21 protein-coding genes are annotated in these 19,601 nt (G+C 50.2%); 8 read left to right on the top strand and 13 right to left on the bottom strand.

What is annotated here, in order from left to right; all coding sequences use genetic code 11:
• Positions 1-41: 41 nt before the first annotated feature.
• The 3 genes from OOJ60_RS07095 to OOJ60_RS07105 all read right to left on the bottom strand — a co-directional run bounded on the left by OOJ60_RS07095 (position 42) and on the right by OOJ60_RS07105 (position 3,366).
• Positions 42-725, bottom strand: a complete 684-nt coding sequence (locus OOJ60_RS07095) for an oligogalacturonate-specific porin KdgM family protein (protein ID WP_042288972.1) — start codon at positions 723-725, stop codon at positions 42-44.
• A 477-nt stretch (positions 726-1,202) separates the two neighbouring features.
• Positions 1,203-2,381, bottom strand: coding sequence for an acetyl-CoA C-acetyltransferase (locus OOJ60_RS07100; RefSeq protein WP_205612306.1), 1,179 nt, complete (start codon positions 2,379-2,381; stop codon positions 1,203-1,205).
• A 109-nt stretch (positions 2,382-2,490) separates the two neighbouring features.
• Positions 2,491-3,366 carry a LysR family transcriptional regulator gene (locus tag OOJ60_RS07105; RefSeq protein WP_042288975.1) on the bottom strand — a complete coding sequence of 292 codons (876 nt, stop codon included), beginning with the start codon at positions 3,364-3,366 and terminating at the stop codon, positions 2,491-2,493.
• 100 nt (positions 3,367-3,466) lie between these two features.
• Between OOJ60_RS07105 and OOJ60_RS07110 the strand changes: the two genes are divergently transcribed.
• Positions 3,467-3,922 (top strand): multidrug/biocide efflux PACE transporter, encoded by a 456-nt coding sequence (locus tag OOJ60_RS07110; RefSeq protein WP_042288976.1) that lies wholly within the window; start codon positions 3,467-3,469, stop codon positions 3,920-3,922.
• A 141-nt stretch (positions 3,923-4,063) separates the two neighbouring features.
• Positions 4,064-5,293 (top strand): amino acid permease, encoded by a 1,230-nt coding sequence (locus OOJ60_RS07115; protein ID WP_205612307.1) that lies wholly within the window; start codon positions 4,064-4,066, stop codon positions 5,291-5,293.
• Positions 5,294-5,316: 23 nt separating this feature from the next.
• On the opposite strand, the gene OOJ60_RS07120 is transcribed toward OOJ60_RS07115, so the two are convergent.
• Positions 5,317-5,784 carry a hypothetical protein gene (locus tag OOJ60_RS07120; protein ID WP_205612308.1) on the bottom strand — a complete coding sequence of 156 codons (468 nt, stop codon included), beginning with the start codon at positions 5,782-5,784 and terminating at the stop codon, positions 5,317-5,319.
• Positions 5,774-6,562, bottom strand: coding sequence for a winged helix-turn-helix domain-containing protein (locus OOJ60_RS07125; RefSeq protein ID WP_205612309.1), 789 nt, complete (start codon positions 6,560-6,562; stop codon positions 5,774-5,776). Before OOJ60_RS07125 ends, OOJ60_RS07120 begins: the two co-directional genes overlap by 11 nt.
• 595 nt (positions 6,563-7,157) lie before the next feature.
• Here OOJ60_RS07125 and OOJ60_RS07130 point away from each other — a divergent pair.
• Complete coding sequence (locus OOJ60_RS07130; RefSeq protein WP_042288985.1) at positions 7,158-7,859, top strand: helix-turn-helix transcriptional regulator; 702 nt, start codon at positions 7,158-7,160, stop codon at positions 7,857-7,859.
• A gap of 37 nt (positions 7,860-7,896) precedes the next feature.
• A complete protein-coding gene (locus OOJ60_RS07135) occupies positions 7,897-8,169 on the top strand; it encodes a hypothetical protein (RefSeq protein WP_042288986.1) in 273 nt (90 codons plus the stop codon).
• A gap of 26 nt (positions 8,170-8,195) precedes the next feature.
• Here the strand turns inward: OOJ60_RS07135 and rcnR are convergent, their stop codons facing one another.
• Positions 8,196-8,468 carry a Ni(II)/Co(II)-binding transcriptional repressor RcnR gene (gene rcnR / locus OOJ60_RS07140; protein ID WP_042288990.1) on the bottom strand — a complete coding sequence of 91 codons (273 nt, stop codon included), beginning with the start codon at positions 8,466-8,468 and terminating at the stop codon, positions 8,196-8,198.
• A 120-nt stretch (positions 8,469-8,588) separates the two neighbouring features.
• On the opposite strand from rcnR, the gene OOJ60_RS07145 reads away from it, so the two are divergent.
• The gene (locus OOJ60_RS07145) at positions 8,589-9,470 is read left to right on the top strand and encodes a nickel/cobalt efflux protein RcnA (RefSeq protein WP_205612310.1); all 882 of its coding nucleotides are present in this window, start codon (positions 8,589-8,591) and stop codon (positions 9,468-9,470) included.
• 251 nt (positions 9,471-9,721) lie between these two features.
• Here the strand turns inward: OOJ60_RS07145 and OOJ60_RS07150 are convergent, their stop codons facing one another.
• Together OOJ60_RS07150 and yjdI are read right to left on the bottom strand one after the other, a co-directional pair.
• Complete coding sequence (locus OOJ60_RS07150; protein WP_042288994.1) at positions 9,722-9,994, bottom strand: GNAT family N-acetyltransferase; 273 nt, start codon at positions 9,992-9,994, stop codon at positions 9,722-9,724.
• Positions 9,995-10,002: 8 nt separating this feature from the next.
• Positions 10,003-10,233: a 4Fe-4S mono-cluster protein YjdI gene (yjdI, locus tag OOJ60_RS07155; protein WP_042288998.1), complete on the bottom strand. Its 231-nt coding sequence runs from the start codon at positions 10,231-10,233 to the stop codon at positions 10,003-10,005.
• A gap of 584 nt (positions 10,234-10,817) precedes the next feature.
• Here yjdI and OOJ60_RS07160 point away from each other — a divergent pair.
• Both OOJ60_RS07160 and OOJ60_RS07165 read left to right on the top strand, forming a co-directional pair.
• Positions 10,818-11,660 (top strand): winged helix-turn-helix domain-containing protein, encoded by an 843-nt coding sequence (locus tag OOJ60_RS07160; RefSeq protein WP_205612311.1) that lies wholly within the window; start codon positions 10,818-10,820, stop codon positions 11,658-11,660.
• The gene (locus tag OOJ60_RS07165; protein ID WP_072197074.1) at positions 11,653-12,135 is read left to right on the top strand and encodes a hypothetical protein; all 483 of its coding nucleotides are present in this window, start codon (positions 11,653-11,655) and stop codon (positions 12,133-12,135) included. The genes OOJ60_RS07160 and OOJ60_RS07165 overlap by 8 nt, the downstream gene beginning before the upstream one ends.
• A 42-nt stretch (positions 12,136-12,177) precedes the next feature.
• Here the strand turns inward: OOJ60_RS07165 and OOJ60_RS07170 are convergent, their stop codons facing one another.
• The gene (locus tag OOJ60_RS07170) at positions 12,178-12,729 is read right to left on the bottom strand and encodes a hypothetical protein (protein WP_042289006.1); all 552 of its coding nucleotides are present in this window, start codon (positions 12,727-12,729) and stop codon (positions 12,178-12,180) included.
• 284 nt (positions 12,730-13,013) lie between these two features.
• Here OOJ60_RS07170 and OOJ60_RS07175 point away from each other — a divergent pair, with 284 nt between their 5' ends.
• The gene (locus OOJ60_RS07175; protein ID WP_200035452.1) at positions 13,014-13,637 is read left to right on the top strand and encodes a helix-turn-helix domain-containing protein; all 624 of its coding nucleotides are present in this window, start codon (positions 13,014-13,016) and stop codon (positions 13,635-13,637) included.
• A 9-nt stretch (positions 13,638-13,646) separates the two neighbouring features.
• Here OOJ60_RS07175 and OOJ60_RS07180 read toward each other — a convergent pair whose 3' ends face one another.
• From OOJ60_RS07180 to OOJ60_RS07195, 4 genes are all read right to left on the bottom strand, one after another.
• Entirely contained in the window at positions 13,647-14,720 is a 1,074-nt protein-coding gene (locus OOJ60_RS07180; RefSeq protein ID WP_205612312.1) for a fimbrial protein, read from the bottom strand.
• Positions 14,721-14,737: 17 nt separating this feature from the next.
• Entirely contained in the window at positions 14,738-17,257 is a 2,520-nt protein-coding gene (locus OOJ60_RS07185) for a fimbria/pilus outer membrane usher protein (protein ID WP_205612313.1), read from the bottom strand.
• A 15-nt stretch (positions 17,258-17,272) separates the two neighbouring features.
• The gene (locus OOJ60_RS07190; protein ID WP_181822577.1) at positions 17,273-17,938 is read right to left on the bottom strand and encodes a fimbrial biogenesis chaperone; all 666 of its coding nucleotides are present in this window, start codon (positions 17,936-17,938) and stop codon (positions 17,273-17,275) included.
• Positions 17,939-18,009: 71 nt separating this feature from the next.
• Positions 18,010-18,567: a fimbrial protein gene (locus OOJ60_RS07195; RefSeq protein WP_205612314.1), complete on the bottom strand. Its 558-nt coding sequence runs from the start codon at positions 18,565-18,567 to the stop codon at positions 18,010-18,012.
• Positions 18,568-19,601: the final 1,034 nt, after the last annotated feature.

Raw genomic sequence — 19,601 nt, forward strand, 5'->3', positions numbered from 1 at the left:
TGACTGCGCCGGGGGAATAAGACAATGAGGGTACCGCTGAATCAGAACGAATAAGCGACGCCCACACGGAAGCGGGTCTGACGTTCGTCAGAGGTTTTCACCCCCACGTTCCCCACTTCGACATAAGGCGCCCAGTTTTTATCCCATTTATACGCCAGCTTGGCGTTGTATTCGTTGGAGTAGGTTTTGTTGTTATTGCGAATTTCGCCTTCAGTACTTTTGGCGTAAACATAGTTTAGTTCGGTACGCCAGTCGCCCATGACCCAACCAATCCACGCATCGCCACGGTTAACTTTGTCATCGTCTTTATTATCGCTTGACGGATAACGTGTGTATTCATAACGGTAACGCGCCGCGACATAAAATCCATTTTCGAAGCTGTACTGCACGTGAATATTCGGCTTGTAAATGGTGCGGCTGTCGGTGCTTTCCAGCGTCATCGCCGGTGTGATGGCAATATTGTCAGTCGCCTTCCAGCGCCAGCTCAGTGAGTCTTCGTGGCCGTTACCCACAACGTCAGAGAATGGCTGATCGGCTTTATCTCCGCCAGATTTCCATTTTGCTTCAACAGAAAAACCGACGCCGTTATCGAAACGATGCGACACCGCCACACGGTCGGCGTTGGTGCCGCTATCAATATACTCATGACGCAAGTCGACAGTCACCGCTTGCGCGGCAAACGACGCACCAATTAATGACGCAAGGCCCAGAGTTTTTTTAAACATATCCTATCCTCAAATTAAAATGATGTTTCTTTTTTATGGAATTGCATTTTATTTTTTTGACACCATCATTTTAGTGATCGCGATCGTAATTATTTGTTTCAAAAAAAATGGACGTCCGTGGCGTGATGAATATCAAACAAAAAAGCCTTCCAACGCCATAAATAACGATTACGGTCACGTTTTAATTTAATTAAAACTCATCCCGGGAATTTAATTTAAATAAATAATCATTAAAAACAAGAAATTACAGAATTACACGCTTAATAACCTGCGTTACTTTATGATTTATAACTATCAACCGATTGATTATTATAAAACAGGGTCTGTTTGAAAAATAAAGGATGGGTTTCGAAAACAGCAGATGTTTACGGATAGGATTTTACTTATTTCAAAACAATGCGCGTGAATGCCGTCACATTTTATATAACGGCATTAAAGGGATTAATATAAAAAAGGGAAAAGAAATGAAATTAATCGTTAATCGCGCTCAATAGCTAACGCGACGCCTTGCCCACCGCCAATGCACAGGGTCGCCAGGCCTTTCCGGGCGTTCCGCTTGACCATCTCATGGACCAGCGACACCAGAATCCGGCAGCCGGACGCGCCGATAGGATGCCCCAGCGCAATCGCTCCTCCGTTGACGTTAACCCGCCGCTCATCCCATTCCAGCATTTTCCCGACGGAAAGCGCCTGCGCCGCAAACGCTTCGTTCGCTTCGATTAAATCCACATCGGCCAGTTGCCAGCCGACCCGCTCAAGACAGCGGCGAGTGGCATAGACCGGCGCAATCCCCATCAGCGCAGGGTCTACGCCAACGCTGGCGAACGCACGTATACGCGCCAGTACCGGTAAGTTTAACGCCTGAGCTTTTGCTTCGCTCATCATCATCACCGCCGCCGCCCCATCATTGATCGATGAAGCGTTGCCGGCGGTCACGGAACCACGTAAATCAAAAGCCGGATCGAGCCTCGCCAACCCTTCTGCGCTGGCGTCGGTTCGCGGCTGTTCGTCGGTATCGACAACCACGTTTTGCCCGTTACGCTGCGTTACCACCGGCACGATCTCGGCTTTAAAACGCCCGGCGTCGATCGCCGCGCGCGCCTTTTGTTGTGAGCTGAGCGCATAAGCGTCCTGCAATTCACGGCTGATACCGTATTCCCGCGCCAGATTTTCGGCGGTGACGCCCATATGATAATCATTGAACGCATCCCACAAACCATCATGCACCAGGCTGTCCACCAGTTGGCTGTTGCCAAGTTGCGCGCCCGTTCGGCTGTCGGTGAGTACATGCGGCGCCCGGCTCATATTCTCCTGTCCACCAGCAATCACAATGTCGGCTTCACCGCACTGGATCGCCTGTGTCGCCAGATGCAGCGCCTTCAGCCCGGAGCCGCAGACGTCGTTAATCGTGATAGCAGAAACCGTGTTCGGCAGCCCGCCTTTAATTGCCGACTGACGCGCCGGGTTTTGCCCAGCCCCTGCGGTAAGCACCTGGCCGAGGATCACTTCATCAACGGCATGCGCATTTACGCCGCTGCTGTCGATCAACGCCCGAACCACCATACTGCCAAGCTCCACGGCAGAATGACGCGCCAGCGTTCCCTGAAAGCAACCAATGGGCGTGCGTAACGCCCCTACGATCACAACCTCTTTCATTACGACCTCTGCGCAAAAGAACACCGCAATAGTAGAGGATTGTTAAAAATAGTTATCTTGATTGTTTAAAAAAGGTGAGTTTTATCACAAAGGAAATCCTTCTGCGCCTTCACTCCCCCATACCACCCTGCTGGAGATGGTATCTCAACCAGCTTCCAGCCGCGCCAGGCGGAGATTTTTTATTCCAGAGCAGATCGATTGAGATTGCCCTGGGCCAGCCGGGCACATCCAACTGCACCAGCGGTTTTTCCGCCGCAAACTCTTCAACAAGCGCACAAGGTAGCGCGCACCAGCCAAACCCCTGCACAGCCATACTGAGCAACAACAAATAGTTTGGCGCGGACCACACCGGACCACGGGCAAGCTGGGCGCCATTATCCAGATACGTGTTAAGCCGCAGCTCGCGCCAGGTATGCAACCTGTCCCACTCAACTTTTTCCTCACCGGCCAGGGGATGTGAGGCGGCGACGTAAAGGCCCATCCAGGTTTGCATCGGCAGGCGGGTCGCACCAATGTCGGTAGGATAATGATCCTTCGCTTCCGTCAAACCGACCTGCGCCCGTTCTTTTTGCAACAGGTCGATAACGTCGACATCTTCACCAATCAGACACTCAAATTCCGTATGAGGAAACTGGCGGTCAAACTGCGCCATCAACGCTTCGAGAACGTCCGGATGCAGGGTATCCGAGAGAACAAACGTCAGGCGCGCTTCAGTCTTGCCTGCCAGCGACAGCGCCACCTCATCCAGCCGATCGCTGGCGGACAAGATAGCCTGAACGTAGCCGAGCACTTTCTTACCTTCTTCGGTAAGTACCGGCTGGCGCGAGGTGCGATCGAACAACGTAATGCCAAGATCGGCCTCAAGATGTGCAATCGCTGTACTGACGGTGGACTGACTTTTGCGCAGCCTGCGCGCCGCCGCGGAAAACGATCCGCAGGCAACCGTCTCGACAAACGCGGTCAGTGCTTCAGGGGAATAACGCATGAACTATCTACTTTATCGATGGATTCTATCTTTTAGATATCACATTAAACGATAAAATGCTCGCCATTCCCTGTTCCGGGCGTTTTTCAAAAGGTGAAGTATGCAACACAACGATATTCAACGCAGATCGCTACTGGAGCGCGTTTTTCACGCCGTCTGTTTTGAGGGGATCGCCACGGCGATCCTCGCGCCCACAGCCGCATGGTTAATGCAGCGTTCGGTGCTGGAAATGGGAGGATTGACGATCCTGCTGGCGACCACGGCGATGATCTGGAATATCATTTATAACGCTTTGTTTGATCGCGTCTGGCCCGCGCATCTGCTCAAACGCACAGCCAGAGTGCGGGCGCTCCACGCGCTGGGTTTTGAGTGCGGATTTATTGTGATCGGCGTGAGCATCGTCGCGTATGTTCTGCGCGTCAGCCTGCTACAGGCGTTTACACTCGAAATCGGTTTCTTCCTGTTCTTCCTGCCCTATACCATGTTGTACAACTGGATGTATGACACCCTGCGCGCGCGGATTGTGAAGCGTCGCCAGCAGCGCGTTACTGCCTGATTATTCACTGAATTGCCGGGATCCTTGCGCTTCCGGCAGTTTCTGCCGCCATACCCCCTTCCCTTCTCTGCTCACTCATTACGCCCATTTATGGTAAATTGCGCTTCTTTTTGTTTAATTTATAGTTGATACGTTCAAATAATGTCGAAAATTTGGTCAAAAGAAGAAACGCTCTGGAGCTTCGCCTTATATGGTACGGCCGTGGGCGCTGGAACATTGTTTCTGCCTATCCAGCTCGGTTCGGCAGGGGCGATTGTTCTGTTTATCACCGCGCTGGTCGCCTGGCCGTTGACATACTGGCCGCACAAAGCGTTGTGTCAGTTCATTCTCTCTTCAAAAACGTCCGCGGGCGAAGGCATTACCGGCGCGGTGACGCACTATTACGGTAAGAAGATCGGCAGCCTGATCACCGCACTGTACTTTATCGCTTTCTTTGTCGTGGTGTTGATCTATGCCGTCGCCATTACCAACTCACTGACCGAACAATTAGCCAAACATATCGCCATTAACACCGGCGTGCGGATGGCGGTCAGTTTTGGCGTGGTGCTTATCCTGAACCTGATTTTCCTGATGGGCCGTCATGCGACGATTCGGGTAATGGGATTTCTGGTTTTCCCGCTTATCGCGTACTTTTTATTTCTCTCGTTGTATTTGATCGGCAGTTGGCAGCCCTCGCTGCTCACCGGACAAATGGCGTTTGATCAGCACACGCTGCATCAGGTATGGATCTCCATTCCAGTGATGGTTTTCGCTTTTAGCCATACGCCCATTATTTCGACGTTTGCCATCGACAGACGTGAGAAATATGGCGAGCAGGCCATGGGTAAATGCAAAAAAATCATGAAGGTCGCGTATCTGATCATCTGCCTGAGCGTGCTGTTCTTTGTCTTTAGTTGCCTGCTGTCTATTCCCCCTTCCTATATAGAAGCGGCGAAAGCAGAAGGCGTGACGATCCTTTCGGCGTTATCAATGATGCCCCATGCCCCCGCATGGCTGTCGATTTCCGGTATCGTGGTCGCCGTGGTGGCCATGTCGAAGTCTTTCCTGGGAACCTACTTTGGGGTGATTGAAGGGGCGACCGAAGTGGTCAGAACCGGTTTACAGCAAGTTGGTGTGAAGAAAAGCCGCGCCTTCAACCGCGCGCTGTCGATTCTTCTGGTTTCCGCCATCACCTTCGTGATTTGCTGCATCAACCCAAATGCGATCTCAATGATTTATGCCATTAGCGGACCGCTGATCGCCATGATTCTGTTTATCATGCCGACCCTGTCGACATATCTCATCCCGGCTTTAAAACCCCATCGCTCACTGGGCAATCTGATCACCCTGATTGTCGGGCTGCTCTGCGTGTCGGTCATGTTTTTCGGCTAGCTTCAGACGGCCCGCAAGGGCCGTTATTCCTCATCACTGCACAGCAGCGAGGGCGCGCCGATAGTGGAGAACGCCCATCCTTCCTTCCACGACTTTATCACCAGCGAAAACGTCGTATCGTCGGTCAGGTAAATGGGCGGCATCGCTCTGATCCCGGCGGTCTGCAATAGCTCATCAGTGGGAAAGCGTACCAGTTTATTCGTATGAAGAATGTAATTGTCGCGCACATTCTGATAGGTGAAATAGGCTATCCGGCTGACTTTATAATGCGCATCGTTGTGCATCACCAGTTCGCCGGTCACAATCACCACCCCTTCTCCGCCCTGCATTTGAAAGTCCAAATCCCCTTTGAACATTTCATCATTCACCTCCCAGACCACTCGCCCGTTACAGTTAATATGTGGCTGGCGCAGTTCTGAGTACCAATAAGCCGCCCCGGTCGCGAGAACCAGGAGAAAAACCAACATCAGCGAGATCGTTTTAGTTTTCATTATGAATGGAGTACCAGGTTGTGCATTGCGCGGCGGGATCGAGTCGAATATCCGTTTGACAAACGATAGCGCCAATATTTTTCGCCTTGCTCATCCCTGAAATAAAAACAAAACTATGATGATGACAAATATCTTTATTTCGCCCCATAAACTGCACATACCGTGTATCTAATGCCCTCTTACCATGTAATAACACTGTGCACGAAGATATTGAGGTTGCATCAAGAAGTGTATAAGCGGAAAAAAGGGATTCCGCCGGGGTAAATACCGCCACCGAAACCCCGACGCTGGCCAGTAGCGTCGACACCAAAAGCGTCCCGGTAATGAATGTAAGCTTAAAAAAGGAACGTTTTCTGTCGGGGGGAGATTCTGCATGTAATTCCCTGTCAACATTTCCCACGCCTTCCGCAGGAGAAACATCTGTGCAATGAACATTTGCTGAAATCATTATACCGCGGCGAGCAATGGTTTTAATCAGATCGCGTGAAAGCCCCACTTCCGCGAGAGCATTACGTAACGTTAAAACCGTCTGATATAGCGTATTCATTGACGTGATTGTGTTCTTCTCTCCCCAACCTACTTCAACGAGTTGGTTTTGTGGGATAACCGCCCCTTCATTTTCAATTAAATATAAAAGAATAAAACAGGCGGGTGTTTGCAGCGTGACGCTTTTTTCTGTGATTTTATTGGTTAAGGAGCGGTCACCCGGGTGAAAGTCAACCAGGTTATTAATAGTGTAACATATTGTGTGTGTGGAATTCTCAAGCACCGTGTGCATACTCGCATTTACATGATGAATATCATGCTACAAAAATCTTAAAAAGAGATCACCCTATATATAATAGATGTGCAAACACGATCATGCAATTTCCAGTAAAATTGTTATAAATCAAGAGCATTAAGTTTTAACTGGATCACAAATTCTTAATTAAGACCATTTTAGATGCGTAATGCGGAAGCTCCCGATATCATAGCCTCAGGTTTAAAAAACAAACAGACTGATAAACAAGGCTTTATAATTTAACACAAGCACAATGTAACAAATGCTTCAGACATTGTAACAGATGCTCAACTTTTAACGATAAATGCTATCTGCGGCTATAAAACCAACATTTTTGCAATATAACTATTCCTGGTGGATGTAGCAAAATTCCTGGATGGCTTTTTGCACGTCTTTTACGCAACCGGATAACACCGCTCAGAATTAGACTAAACGCATTTTTATGTCTAAAGCTAAAAATTGTTTTTTTAGGAATAATAGCAATAACGTAAGTTTAGGATTTTTACTCTATCGAATACACATTTTGTAGAGTATTGACATGTTTTAAAACGGATGAAATTATCAAATTATCACGGATAGGGGGGCTCTCAATATGGGGCTGGATGAAAAAATAAAAAGGCTTACATGTAGTAGTTGTACTTTGCACTGTAAAATAATGCCAGAGAAATCGCCACGTTTACAATATTGCGCCAATGCCTGTTTTTGCATGTGGCCTGAAGAAAGCGTCTATTTTAATAAAGGCATTATTGAAGGTATTTTAGCGAATAATCACAACGCCAGGTTAAGTGGGTATATTTTTGTCGATTTCTCGATCAGCTTTTTACGCCTGTTTTTGGACAAAGAGTGGATTGAATATCTGGCAAGTACCCGCATGGGCATTATCCTTGTTAGCGACAGAAATATGCAGTCGCTGGCAAATTATTGGCGGAAATATCATCCTGCGGTGTCCGCCATCATTTATCATGATGATGGACTGGACGTGGCGAATGAAAAAATCCGTCAGGTGTTTATCGGGCGTCATCTGTCGTTCACTAAGGGTAATACCCTGACGCAGATGGAATTCACCATCCTGGGCCATATGGTCGCGGGCAGTACGCCGCATCAGATTTCCCAGGCGCTTGATATGGATATTCGCAGCGTATATGCCTACAAACAGCGCATCGAAAAACGCATGGGTGGACGGATCAACGCATTGTTTATCCACTCTCATTCCGTTTCAGAAGACAAAAATGTCTATTCTGTACTGATGAAAGAGAGTGATTGCACAACGGGACCTTTGCACAGACGTAATTGAGTCCAGGCTCAGGGAAGAAAATGGACGGGAGTCACCAGTGAGTTATTACGAAGAAGAAACGCGCGCGCTGAGCACGGTACTTATTTTTCTTTATGGGGGGGATGGCGAACGGGCTTATCAGGAACTGACGGCTGCGCTGCAGCAACTGACATTTCCGCCCTCGGTCCGGCGCCTCTGCGAAGAAGCGCTGCGGCAACACGCCGATGCGAAAGGCGTTATCTGTCTGCTTCAGGCACTGGAAACGATCAGCGGCTATAAACATATTGAACGTTATATTGTTCAGCGAAATCAGCACACGGTGTTTGGCTGAATGACGGGCCGGGACGGGATTCCCGGCTATTTTATATAAGAGTCCAGTACTTTGAGGATCACGTCCAGATCCGCCTCACGCTTTTCTTCTTCGCTTTGATGCACAATATGCTCTGTGAGATGACCTTTAATCACTTCCCGCATTAAACCATTTACCGCCCCGCGAATTGCGGCAATCTGCTGGAGTACGGCAGCGCATTCGTGCGGCTCATCAAGCATTTTCTTCAGCGCAACCACCTGCCCCTGGATTTTACTGGTACGGGCTTTTAGCTTTTGTTTATCACGAATAGTGTGCGACATAGCAACACCTCCTTAACATAAAACAAGGAAGATTATAGCATTACGCATTTACTGGGGGGTAGTATTTGGTACTGGGGGGGAGTAGAATTCGTCGAAAACAGTCAACCAAGAATCATTATCATGGGTGAATTCACAACGCTTCTTCAGCAAGGCAACGCATGGTTTTTTATTCCCAGCGCCATACTCCTCGGCATTTTGCACGGGCTGGAGCCGGGACACTCCAAAACGATGATGGCGGCATTTATTGTCGCCATTAAAGGAACCGTCAAACAGGCCATCATGCTGGGACTGGCGGCAACGGTTTCCCACACGGCGGTCGTCTGGCTTATTGCCCTCGGCGGCATGACTCTCAGCAAAGCGTTCACCGCGTCCGCCGTTGAACCCTGGCTTCAGTTAATTTCCTCGGCCATCATTTTATCAACCGCGGGCTGGATGTTCTGGCGGACGTGGTCCGGTGAACGCAGTTGGTTAGCCGACATGCAGCACGCTGACGATCGCCATCATCATGACCATCAACATGATCACGACCATCATCACGATCACGACCATCATCACGATCACGACCATCATCACGATCACGCCGGGCTGGAAGGGTTAACGGCAGGGTCGAAGGAATACCAGGATGCCCATGAACGAGCCCATGCCCGAGACATTGAGCGACGCTTTCACGGCAAAAGCGTCGGCAATGGGCAGATCATCCTGTTTGGTCTGACCGGCGGGCTTATTCCTTGTCCGGCGGCTATTACCGTTCTGCTGATTTGTATTCAGCTTAAGGCATTTACGCTCGGCGCGACGCTGGTACTCAGTTTTAGCCTTGGGCTGGCCTTAACCCTGGTAACAGTGGGCGTAGGGGCTGCGATTAGCGTCCATCAGGTAGCCAAGCGCTGGAGCGGAATGGGTACGCTGGTGAGAAAAGCGCCTTATTTTTCCAGCGCGCTGATAGCGCTGGTCGGGCTGTATATGGGGATCCACGGCTATTTTGGCGTTATCCAGACGGCCTGACCGTTGTACACGAGCATCAGCGCATGCCTGGTGCTCATTAAAATTTTCAGAAAACAAACGCCGCGATCGTCGCTGACGCTTCCGCTCGCAGGGCGCAATCCCCCGTGTACTCCTGTGGCATATGACATCATTAACGACGCGGGTAACCACTGGAACTACACGCAGCCCGCGACGATAACACCGTAGCACAGACCTCCCCGGTCGGGTTAGCCCGTTACGCGCCCTGCCATCACTGCGTAACCGCGCCCCTCTCATGCGCGTATATCGTCATACTCCCGCGTCTTATCAAACTCGTGCTTCGCAAACGGGCAAAGTGGGATCACCTTACGGTTCTCACGGCGCATTTTCTCCACGACTTTTGCCACCAACTGTTTCCCGACGCCCTGCCCTTTCAGGCTGGCATCCACATCGGTGTGTTCGATAATGCTTAAATGCTCTCCAGTCGGCACAAAGACAATTTCGGCGACCTGGTTACCCTGCGCATCATTAACATAAAATTTATTGTGACCCTCAATTATTTCCATCTTTCCCCCTACTTATGGCGATATTGCAGCGCGCCGCTTGGACAGGTGTCGATAACCTGCGTCACGATCTGGACATCCACCTCGTCAGGCATAATCCACGGCTTACGCTTCAGGTTAAAAAGCCTGCTATTGCCGCGGACGCAATTTCCCGAGTGTTGGCAGAGGGCCGTATTAAAATAGACATCAATTTTCTCGCCGGTGTAGACACGGTAACCCGCATCTTGAAGATCTTTATCCATGACATTGCCTCGTTATTCGTCTTATTGCTAAGCATAGCGCCGAAATAGCCTTACTTGCTCTCTAATTTTCGAATGAGTAAGTCCTCACCACAGACAGCACCTTCCAGACAAAAATCTAAATATAAGATTATTTAAGATGCTTTATTTGACATTTCAGGGGAATTAAGAAATTTTCCCCTGGCGGATTAATTTTGACCGCCTCCCCCGGGCAACTCATTCAAAAAACTCGCCATAAAAGGCAAAAATCAATCAAAAAAACTCATCAATATTCCTGTTTTAAACCCAGGCTTCGCTGGCTGCCTTTTAACTTGTCTTAAATCGCGTGGTTAAAACAGAATTTCAATTCCGTCAAGAAAATGCAGTTGATAATCTGATGGGAAATGGATGTGTATAAACGAAAGGATATCCCATATGTTAATAAATTGCTTTATATAATAGAGACATATGTAAATAACAGCGATAAAAACATTAGTTTCATAAATGATACCTACTACTGTATTCGCATATTTTATATGTAATACTATGTTCAGACTTTATCTACACTTAAGTATCTTTCTGTCTAACTTCCCCCATCGTGAACATATATGTACTGGATAATCAACGATAATATTGAATTCAGACCCGACAGTAAAAAGTTAATTTCAGTGTCAAATCCTGAACTTAACGTGGTTTTGACAACGCCCGCCAGTCGTTGTCTGCTTTTGCTGCTCGAAGCGTCTCCGGACGTGGTTACCCAGCAGGAGTTCTTCAAGAAGGTATGGGAAGATGAAGGTATGCTGGTTCCGGCGAACACCCTTTACCAGAATATCTCTATCGTTCGTCGCGGCCTGCGCGCCGTCGGGGAAACAGATCGTATTCTGGTCGCCACGGTGCCGCGTAAAGGTTTTCAAATTGATAAAAGCGTAAAAATCACCCGCATCGCGGCGAATCAAATGGCAGAAGCGCCCGTGGATACGCTGGCAGGCGAAGACGAACTGGACGTTGACGATAAAACGGAAGCTGTTGCGCCGTACGAGCCAGAACCCGCATCCGCACCCGCGGTACAGGCCAAAGAAACAGCCAGATTGCCGCGCGTCGCCAGCATTTTGCTCATCGCCGCAGCGTTTCTCATTGGCGCGGTCGGCGTGCATTTTTTCTGGCATGTGACCGACACAAAACCGTTTTTTAAAGATTATGCTTTCGTCGAGCAGGTTCAGGGCTGCCGTTTCTATACCAAAGACGACAGCCACGACAATAAAAGCAATTATGCACGATTTAAGTCCCTGATCCTGAGTTCAGGGCTCGACTGCAAAAAGTTCCCCTGGGTTTACTTCCCGGTATCCAAAACCTCCCCCGGTCTGTCGGTCTTTGTCTGCCGGAAGGAGTACGTAAAATCTCCGGTAGCAGGTTGCATCACTCTCTCTTTCCGAGGAGTCGAAAGTGAATAAAAAAACAATAATAACGATCAGCGCGGTGTTTTTAGCTGCCGGAATGCTCGTCGGCGCGTTATATAACGTGTTTATGTACAGATATCACAATAAACAAGAATGTTCTGCCTCTGTGGTGGTATTTTATAACAACGTCCGCGCGAACATTACGCTGAACTATATGTATTCGCTGGACAACAAAAATGGCATTGTGGCGGTCAGCGGAACCTATTTAGAAGACGGTAAGCTCAAAGGCCGGATCCGCCGGGATGTTGCATACGACTGGAATGAAAACCAGGATTCGTATCACCTCCACTCAACCCGAATCAATAAATTTGAAATTATTGAAACCTTACCGGATGAACTCCTGGCCGATATTCTGCCTGATTTTTACGTCTATCCGGACAAAAACGTGAGCTACTCCATTCTCAACCAGGGCGTTCATGGCTTTTTGTTCACCATTGGTCAGCGCCCGCTCTTTTATTGCGCGCGATAGCCTCACTCAGGCACAGCCCTGTTGTACACAGGGCTGACGCCATTAAAACAAAAAACCTTCTTCCAATAGATTTTCTTTGATTAATAACAGATCGTGAATTTTATTACCGCCAAGTTTTTTACAGGCGATATTGCGATAGGTATATACCCGCTTAGGCGGTAGCGAGAGCGATTTGGCGATCAGATTGATATCTTTTCCTTCCAGCGACTCACGAATGATAATCTTCTCTACCCGGTTAAGCAGATGATTTTTAATGGCTTTACTTTTCTTCATGTTCACCAGGCGCGTTATCGCCATCATCAGGGCCGAAAGCGACTCTCTGGCGTTGATGATCATATCCGCGTCACAAATTAAGGCATTTTTTTGCGCGTTTTGAATAATCATAAGCTTGCATGTCTTGTTCAGCCGAGGAATATCCTTTGCACAACATTTATTATTCAGATGTAGATGTAAAATAACCGTATCGTCAAACGTCAATTGGTCAACAGGCAAATGATGTATGGTCTCTATCATGATGTCCATGTCTGCATCTTTTGCTAATAAGACGATTCCTTCCTGCAAGTAATTATCGTTGCTTATGATATATATAGCCATAGTTTTATTGCCGTATTAATAATTCATTATTAAAATAGTTTTTTGCCTTGTTAAATTCACCTTTAGCGAGACATGGTCAAATTGTATGCGGAGGACCACAGATAACGTAATTAAATAGTCTTAACTGGCGTGATATAACTAACCGATTGAAAAATCATTAATAAAATAATTTTTTTAAGCGTTCTTAAACACGTTTTGCTGGACTTGTCGCTGTATTCTGCGGCTTTCTCTATGCTATGTTGTGCCACACGGGGAGATGCGTAGCGAACAGGAAGGAAAGCAACATGGCCAGGCGTATCGATTATCTGATTGAGAAATATCAATTCACCGAGATCAATGAATCGCCGCGTATTGCCAGCCAGTGGAAGGACGTTCTGGCAGAGTGTCAGCAGGAGCAGGCGGGCGTTGAAGAACGGCTCCGGATTGCGTTGCTCAATGTCGATTACGTCACCAGCTTCGAACTGCCCTTTCGTTTATTGCTCACCCGCACACCACAGCTCATCGATAAGCTGCGTAAAGAATTCTCGCTTACCCAGAAAAGCGTGCTGATCAATGAAAAGCGTCGCGGGCAGGTCTATAGCATCAGCGCCGATCTCAGTCGCGTCCCGGACGCGTTTCGCTACCGCTTATCCTCCCGCATTCGCCGTATGGACGATCAAACCCTTACTACCGCGCCCTATCAGCAGGTGGCCAGCGAGACAAAACAGCCTGAAGATCGTCTGCGTCTGGCGCTGGAAAGCGGACTGGCGGTAAACGCGCTCGACGGACTTTTCTGGCTGGGCATCCAGCGTATCGCCGCCGATATTCAGCGCCTGCGCGCGTCCGGTATGCCCATTCAGACAACAGACGTGGAGGTGTTTGACACCCTGACGGGAACGGTGCGCACCATCACGGCTTATCATCTTTAACCAGTCGTCTCAGTTGTAGTCCAGCACGAAGGTTGCGCTGCTATTTGCCGAACCCGCCGTCACCGTTGCGCCGGTCTGAACATACTGGGCGATAAAATTCACCGGCGTCGCCGCCGATGCGCTGGAGGCCGTCATATGCTTCACGATCGGCGACACCGCGTCGTTGAGCGTCACCCGCGTACCGGCAGCCGGAGCGCCAGCACCGTTATTACCATAGCTGAGTCTGACCCCCACCCCCTCCGCGCCGCCCGACGTACGGACAACCGCCAGCGCGTCGCGGCTGCCGCTTACCGCTGGCGTACCAAAAAAGCCGATCCGCAGTTCAACAGGCGCAGTGCAGTAAACAGGGATGGAAAACGCCGTCGGCGTTCCGCCCGTCGTCCCTTCGCCGGTGAAATCCGTCCGCTTCACTTTCCCCAGGTTGACCTTGATACTGCCGGTCGCGACGCGACAGCTGCCGCTGTTGCCGATGTCCACGTTCATCGCCGCCAGATCGAGGCTCACGTCATGCGTGGACAGCGTCCCGTTGCCACCACCGTTGTCACTCAGCGTCAGAGTGCCCACCCCCGGCAACGCGCCGGAGGAGGCGTGGTTATTACTCACCAGTTGAATATCGCCCGTTTTATAAAACGTGACGAACGGGGTGACGGTGATCTCACGCGCCGACAGCATGGCCGGCAGCGTTGCGCTGTCGCAGACCACCGTCGACGAACCGGCGGTAATAAAGGTTTGCGGCCCGCCGCCGCACTGAAAACTTAATGAATAACCAATACCTGGCAGCGAGGCGCTGAACACCTCATGTCCGTTGATCGTGGCAATGCTTTGTCCCTTCTGGTTATACACAATCTTCTTCAAAGACGATGCCGCATTTTGCTGGTCGCAGGTGAAGTGAATACCGCCGCCGTTAGCCTGCATCGTGGCGCTCATTTGCATATGGGTGCCTAACGCCGGTAAGTAACGAATATTATTAAAGTTAATCGTCATCTGACGGGTACTGGCCTGGCAAGTTTCCGCCCATGCGTTTTGGCTGATTGTTCCCGCCAGCAGCAACAGTCCGGTGATGATGCGAATAATAACTGACATGACAACGTCCTCGTAATTCAGAGACAGGGGCCAGAGATAGTCTTGACCGTTTTATGCGCTTGCGACTCGTCAATATGAAAATGCAGCACGCAGCGACGCGCCACGCCGCCCTCATCCCATCGCGCTTCCAGAACGCCGTCGCTGGGAACGCCGCTCAGATAAACCTGGCCGCGTTCAGCGACGATACCGCTCATCGCCCCTTCATCACCCTGAACCTGTGCGCTGGCGCCAAACGGCAGCGAATGCCGACCGTGATGTAACGTAAACAGTACGCGATGGCCAATATGGGTTTGATAACGGGCTTCAACTACCGCGCCGCCGCCGGGGATCACCGTCGCCCCTTCAATTTCCACGTCGGCATCGTCTGACAACGACGCCGAATCGAGCGTGATCACGTTTTTGTGATAGGGCGTCAGCGTGGGCACCACAGCATACCCGCGCCAGTCGGTATGAACGTTATTGCCGTTCTGAATCGCAACGTTCGTCGCCCCCGGCGCCCGAACGATGGCGAAGCTGTCACCGACATTCTGGCCCAGGGTAATGCCATGGGGATGAGCGATAACAGACCCCGAGGCGCCCCAGGTAAGCTGGCTGCTGTCAGGATCGCGACGATAGCCTATTTGCGTGGTGGCGTAGCCACCGTGGTATTCCAGCGAGGCGCTGCTGTTGTTCCCTTGCCCCTGGTTGGCGTATCCCTGTTGCAAGGCGTAATTCAGATTCGCCTGTCCTGGTACCGAACCATACATCGCCAACTGGTGCGAAGTGTCGCCGTGATTATCCGTCGCGGTGTTGTAACTAACAGCGTTGTCGGACAACGCGCCGCCCAACGGAATAGTCATGTTGAATGACCACGAACGATCAGCCTCCTGATGCCCTGCCGACCGGGTGTAAAAATACCCCAGACTCCAGGAAATGCTTTTCCAGGCGCTGTAATAGCCAGCATGCATTGTTTGCTCACGCTGGTCGCTGTGCCAGTACGCCTGGGCATAGGCAGAAAGGGAAAGACTCCCCACCTCGCCCAGAGTCTGGTTAAGGGTGATTTCCTCGCGACTGCGCTTGTTCCAACGCGGTCCGTCGCGTCGCTCCAGCGTCACCGCCTCGCTCAGATCATAAAAGCCGCTGGAAGAGTAACGATAGTTGGCGAGACTGAAAGAGGTGCCAGTGCCGGTGAAATTCTTCTGGTACTGCGCACGTACCGAATAACCAGCGTAACGTGTTCCGGACGGCGTTGCGGTAGCCGCCCAGGTGGTATCCGCGCCCAACGCGCCCAAAATGCCTAACCCATGACCGGCGCCAAGGGCAACCGCATGATAATCCTCCGCCAGTTGCGTCCCGCCATACAGCGTCAACTCATCCGGCAGACCGTAAAAAAGCGTGCCCTGCATAAACAGAGGGGAACGGCTGTCATCGCCGCTGGCATGATACCGCCCTGCGCTGAGGCTGTACGTCGTTAACCCCTCGCGCAGCATAAACGGCACCGCCGCGAACGGCTGCGTCCAGCGGCGCTCAGTACCGTTGCTCTCTTTAACGTTGATCTCCAGATCGCCGCTTTGCGCGGTGGGATAGAGATCTTTTATGGCGAACGCGCCCGGCGAGACGTAGGTTTCGTAAATCACATAGCCGTGCTGGGAAAGGGTTACTTTCGCGTTACTGTGCGCGACGCCGCGAATCACCGGAGCAAAACCGCTCATGCTGTCCGGCTGCATGTCGTCTTTCGACATCAGTTGCACCCCACGAAACGGTACGCTGTCAAATACCTCGCCGCTGGTGTAAGTATCCCCCATGCGCAATTGGCTTTTCAGCGAACGAATATCCCGCTGCAGCCAGGTGCTCTGCGCGTCCCAGCGGCGAGTTTTGTCATACTGCATTGACGAAATATTGCGCAACCGCCACGCGCCAAGATTCACGCCACTGCGTAAATTCAGATAGCTGGAACGTCCATCAGCGTCGGATTGACGGGTTTGCGAACCGTTGAAGGTGTAATCCACAAACGCGGCCGGGATCCCGTCATCCCAACGGGCGGGATCAACGTAGCCCCGGCTCATGATCTTCATCGCCGCTTGCGGAATACTGAGGTTAAGGCGCTGGGTCGAGAACTCAAACCGGCTGCTGGCATCGGGAATGAACTGTTCTATGCGGGTAAAAGTCTCCCCTTCACGCAGTCGGTCGAAAGCGGAAAACGCGCTAACGTTAACACCGTATTCCTCCAGCTGTGCGGCAGTAAGGACTGGCCTCAGCGTCCCGTTATCCTCGACAAAGGTGATGTTCTCCTGCGCGATCTGCTGGTCGTTGACCCAGATGCCGACAGGATACGTTCCCGGTTGCTGTCCCCCCGCTTTGGCAAAGTAATGCAGATCCGCCATTTTTTGCTGCGGATCGCTTAACTCCAGCGCGGCCGGATCAAAATAATCATCGGCCCAGGCCAGCCGCTGATGCAACAACAGTATGATCACCGTCGGCAGCGTGGCCAACAGCAGGCCAGACCGGTTACAGGAGGCAGAATAAATGCGTTCTTTCACGGTGCTGTCGCCCGGCATCGTTCGTTGTTAGCGTCACTGCTGCGCATAGTCGGTCACGCCGCCAAAATCGTTGATCGCACGCCATTTCACCGTTCCGTGGTTGTTAACGTTCCACGTCCGGGTACTGAAAGGCGCCATCATTCCCGGCTGAGAAATGTCGTACCCGCCCACCGACAGAGAGAAAAAAGAGACGTAATACGGCGTGGGATTCGTGGCCGCTAACTGGTTTCCGTTCTGGCTAAACGTCAACGTTTGCCAGGCCTGGTTAGCCTCTCCTTTCAGCCCGGCAGGGCGATAAAAGAGTTTGAAACGGGATTTGACGTTAATCTGCAACTTATTGACGTCATCTTTTTGCGACGGCGCAATGCTTTTGATACTCAACCAGAAGACGGATTCCCGATCGGCAGGCAGTTCGCCGCCGGTAAAAGTAATACGCAGCACGTTCTGCTGCTCAGGCTCAAGCCGAAACAGCGGCGGCGTTACCACAAACGGCACCGGACGCGGGTCGCCCTCAGCGACATTATCGACAAAGGATTGCACCAGATACGGTGTTTGCGTATCGGCATTGGTTACCGTCATCGACGCCTCCCGCTTCCCTTCCTGATAAATTACGCGGGTTCCTCCCATCACGATGCCAGCCTGAGCCGTTATGCTAAGCAGTAATAAAGATGCCGACAGAGCGGCAAGAATGTGTTTCATTGCGAATAACCATCAGGAAAAAGAGAACAGGAACGCTGACCGGGCAGGCATTACGCCTGCCCAAACGGGAATCAGTTGTAGACCATCAGAAACGTCGCCGTCGCGTTTGCGGGACCGGCGGTCACCGTGGTCGTGGTGGCCCGATAATCCGCCAGGAAATCCAGCTGAGCTTTTGCACTGACCGGCGCCACGGCTTCCGATAACTGACCCAACTGAATTTGCGATGCATTACTGGCGTTATACAGTTTTATCGCAACGCCGGTTGCCGCAGTGCCTCCTGCAGAACCGGCGGCCACTTCCAACAGCGTGGGATCCGTTTTATCTTTTTGCCCGTCAAATAATACTGCCACCGAGGTTACGGATGCCGGGCAATTATCCACATTGATGCTGAACGGTTTTTTTGTCGTCTCATCACCCACGCTGGTGAAATAGCTTTTCGCCCAATGGCCCAGATCGACATGCAGATTTTTTGAGGTCGAGGTGACATTGCACGAGCTGTCAACAATCTCACCGGTAAATTCAATATTGCCACCGGCTCCCTTAAAAGTCGGTACACTTCCTGCGGCGCTGGCTGCGCCAGAGAGGAATACACTGACCAACACGGCAGTTGCTTGAATAGTCTTTTTCATTATCTTGCTCTTTTGTCACATATAATTAATGTTTACTTTCACCGAACACTAAATATCCGGTATTCCTCCCTTCGCGTTGTCCTGCTAATAATATTCACAATCCGTTCGTGATAATACGAGGTATAAGGTATTGCAGTAGCCTGACAATGCATTAACATTGCCGCTAATATAGAGACAGTGGTAAGCCCCACTTAAGATTAAATAAATATTATTTTGCATTGATACAAAACGCAATAAAATAAAATTTAGCAAACTAAGGAAAAATAAAAGTCAGCATTAATATTTTTGTTAATATTTTTTCTTGCTGTATCAGTAAGAACAATACCATCAGCATAAGTAAACATAGTTGCAACAAATAGCCCTATATCTGATCATCTTCATGCTGAAAAATTGCGCAATAACGTAATGCCATACTCAAAATTAGGATTAATCCTAATACGCATTATCTGTATTGCGTTCGCCCAGGGTATGACAGCCTTAACCTGCGGGTAGCGTTCCAGTAAGTACTGATAAAGAGGTGTAGCAGAGCAATGTATCACCCGATATGACGCTCGCGATGTTGCGGTCAGATCGTACCCGGTAAAGTCAGTTTCACTACGATATTAGTTGCCTGCGTTATTATTTACTCGCCTGGTGCCTTTTTGTTGCAAAGTATTTCTTCATCCTGACAACCTATATTGTGCTGGCGCTTTGCGTTAGGGTAAATATACCCACTGCGCAAAATTTCCCCAAACAAAGCAGCCTGGTGAATCGTTACGCACGCCAACAACTTTTTTGAATGAAAATAGGCTATTACAAACATCCTGATTAAATAACCTGCAAGAAATGGTGGGTAACTTATCCCTGTCGACGGTGAAGAATACACGTTTAGCCGGTAACTTTTTAGCGTTAAGCGGGAATCATCCTGGTCATGATAAAATATGATTTTTGCGCCAATACCCCCGCTTGTGCTTATTATGACTATTCTCAGGCTGTTTTTTGCAGTATGGTTTAATCATTGTTGTAGTATTGCAGTGAATGCTAGCCAGGCTGCC

This window comes from Citrobacter sp. R4 (genome assembly GCF_026719175.1).
Taxonomy (GTDB): domain Bacteria; phylum Pseudomonadota; class Gammaproteobacteria; order Enterobacterales; family Enterobacteriaceae; genus Citrobacter_A; species Citrobacter_A sedlakii.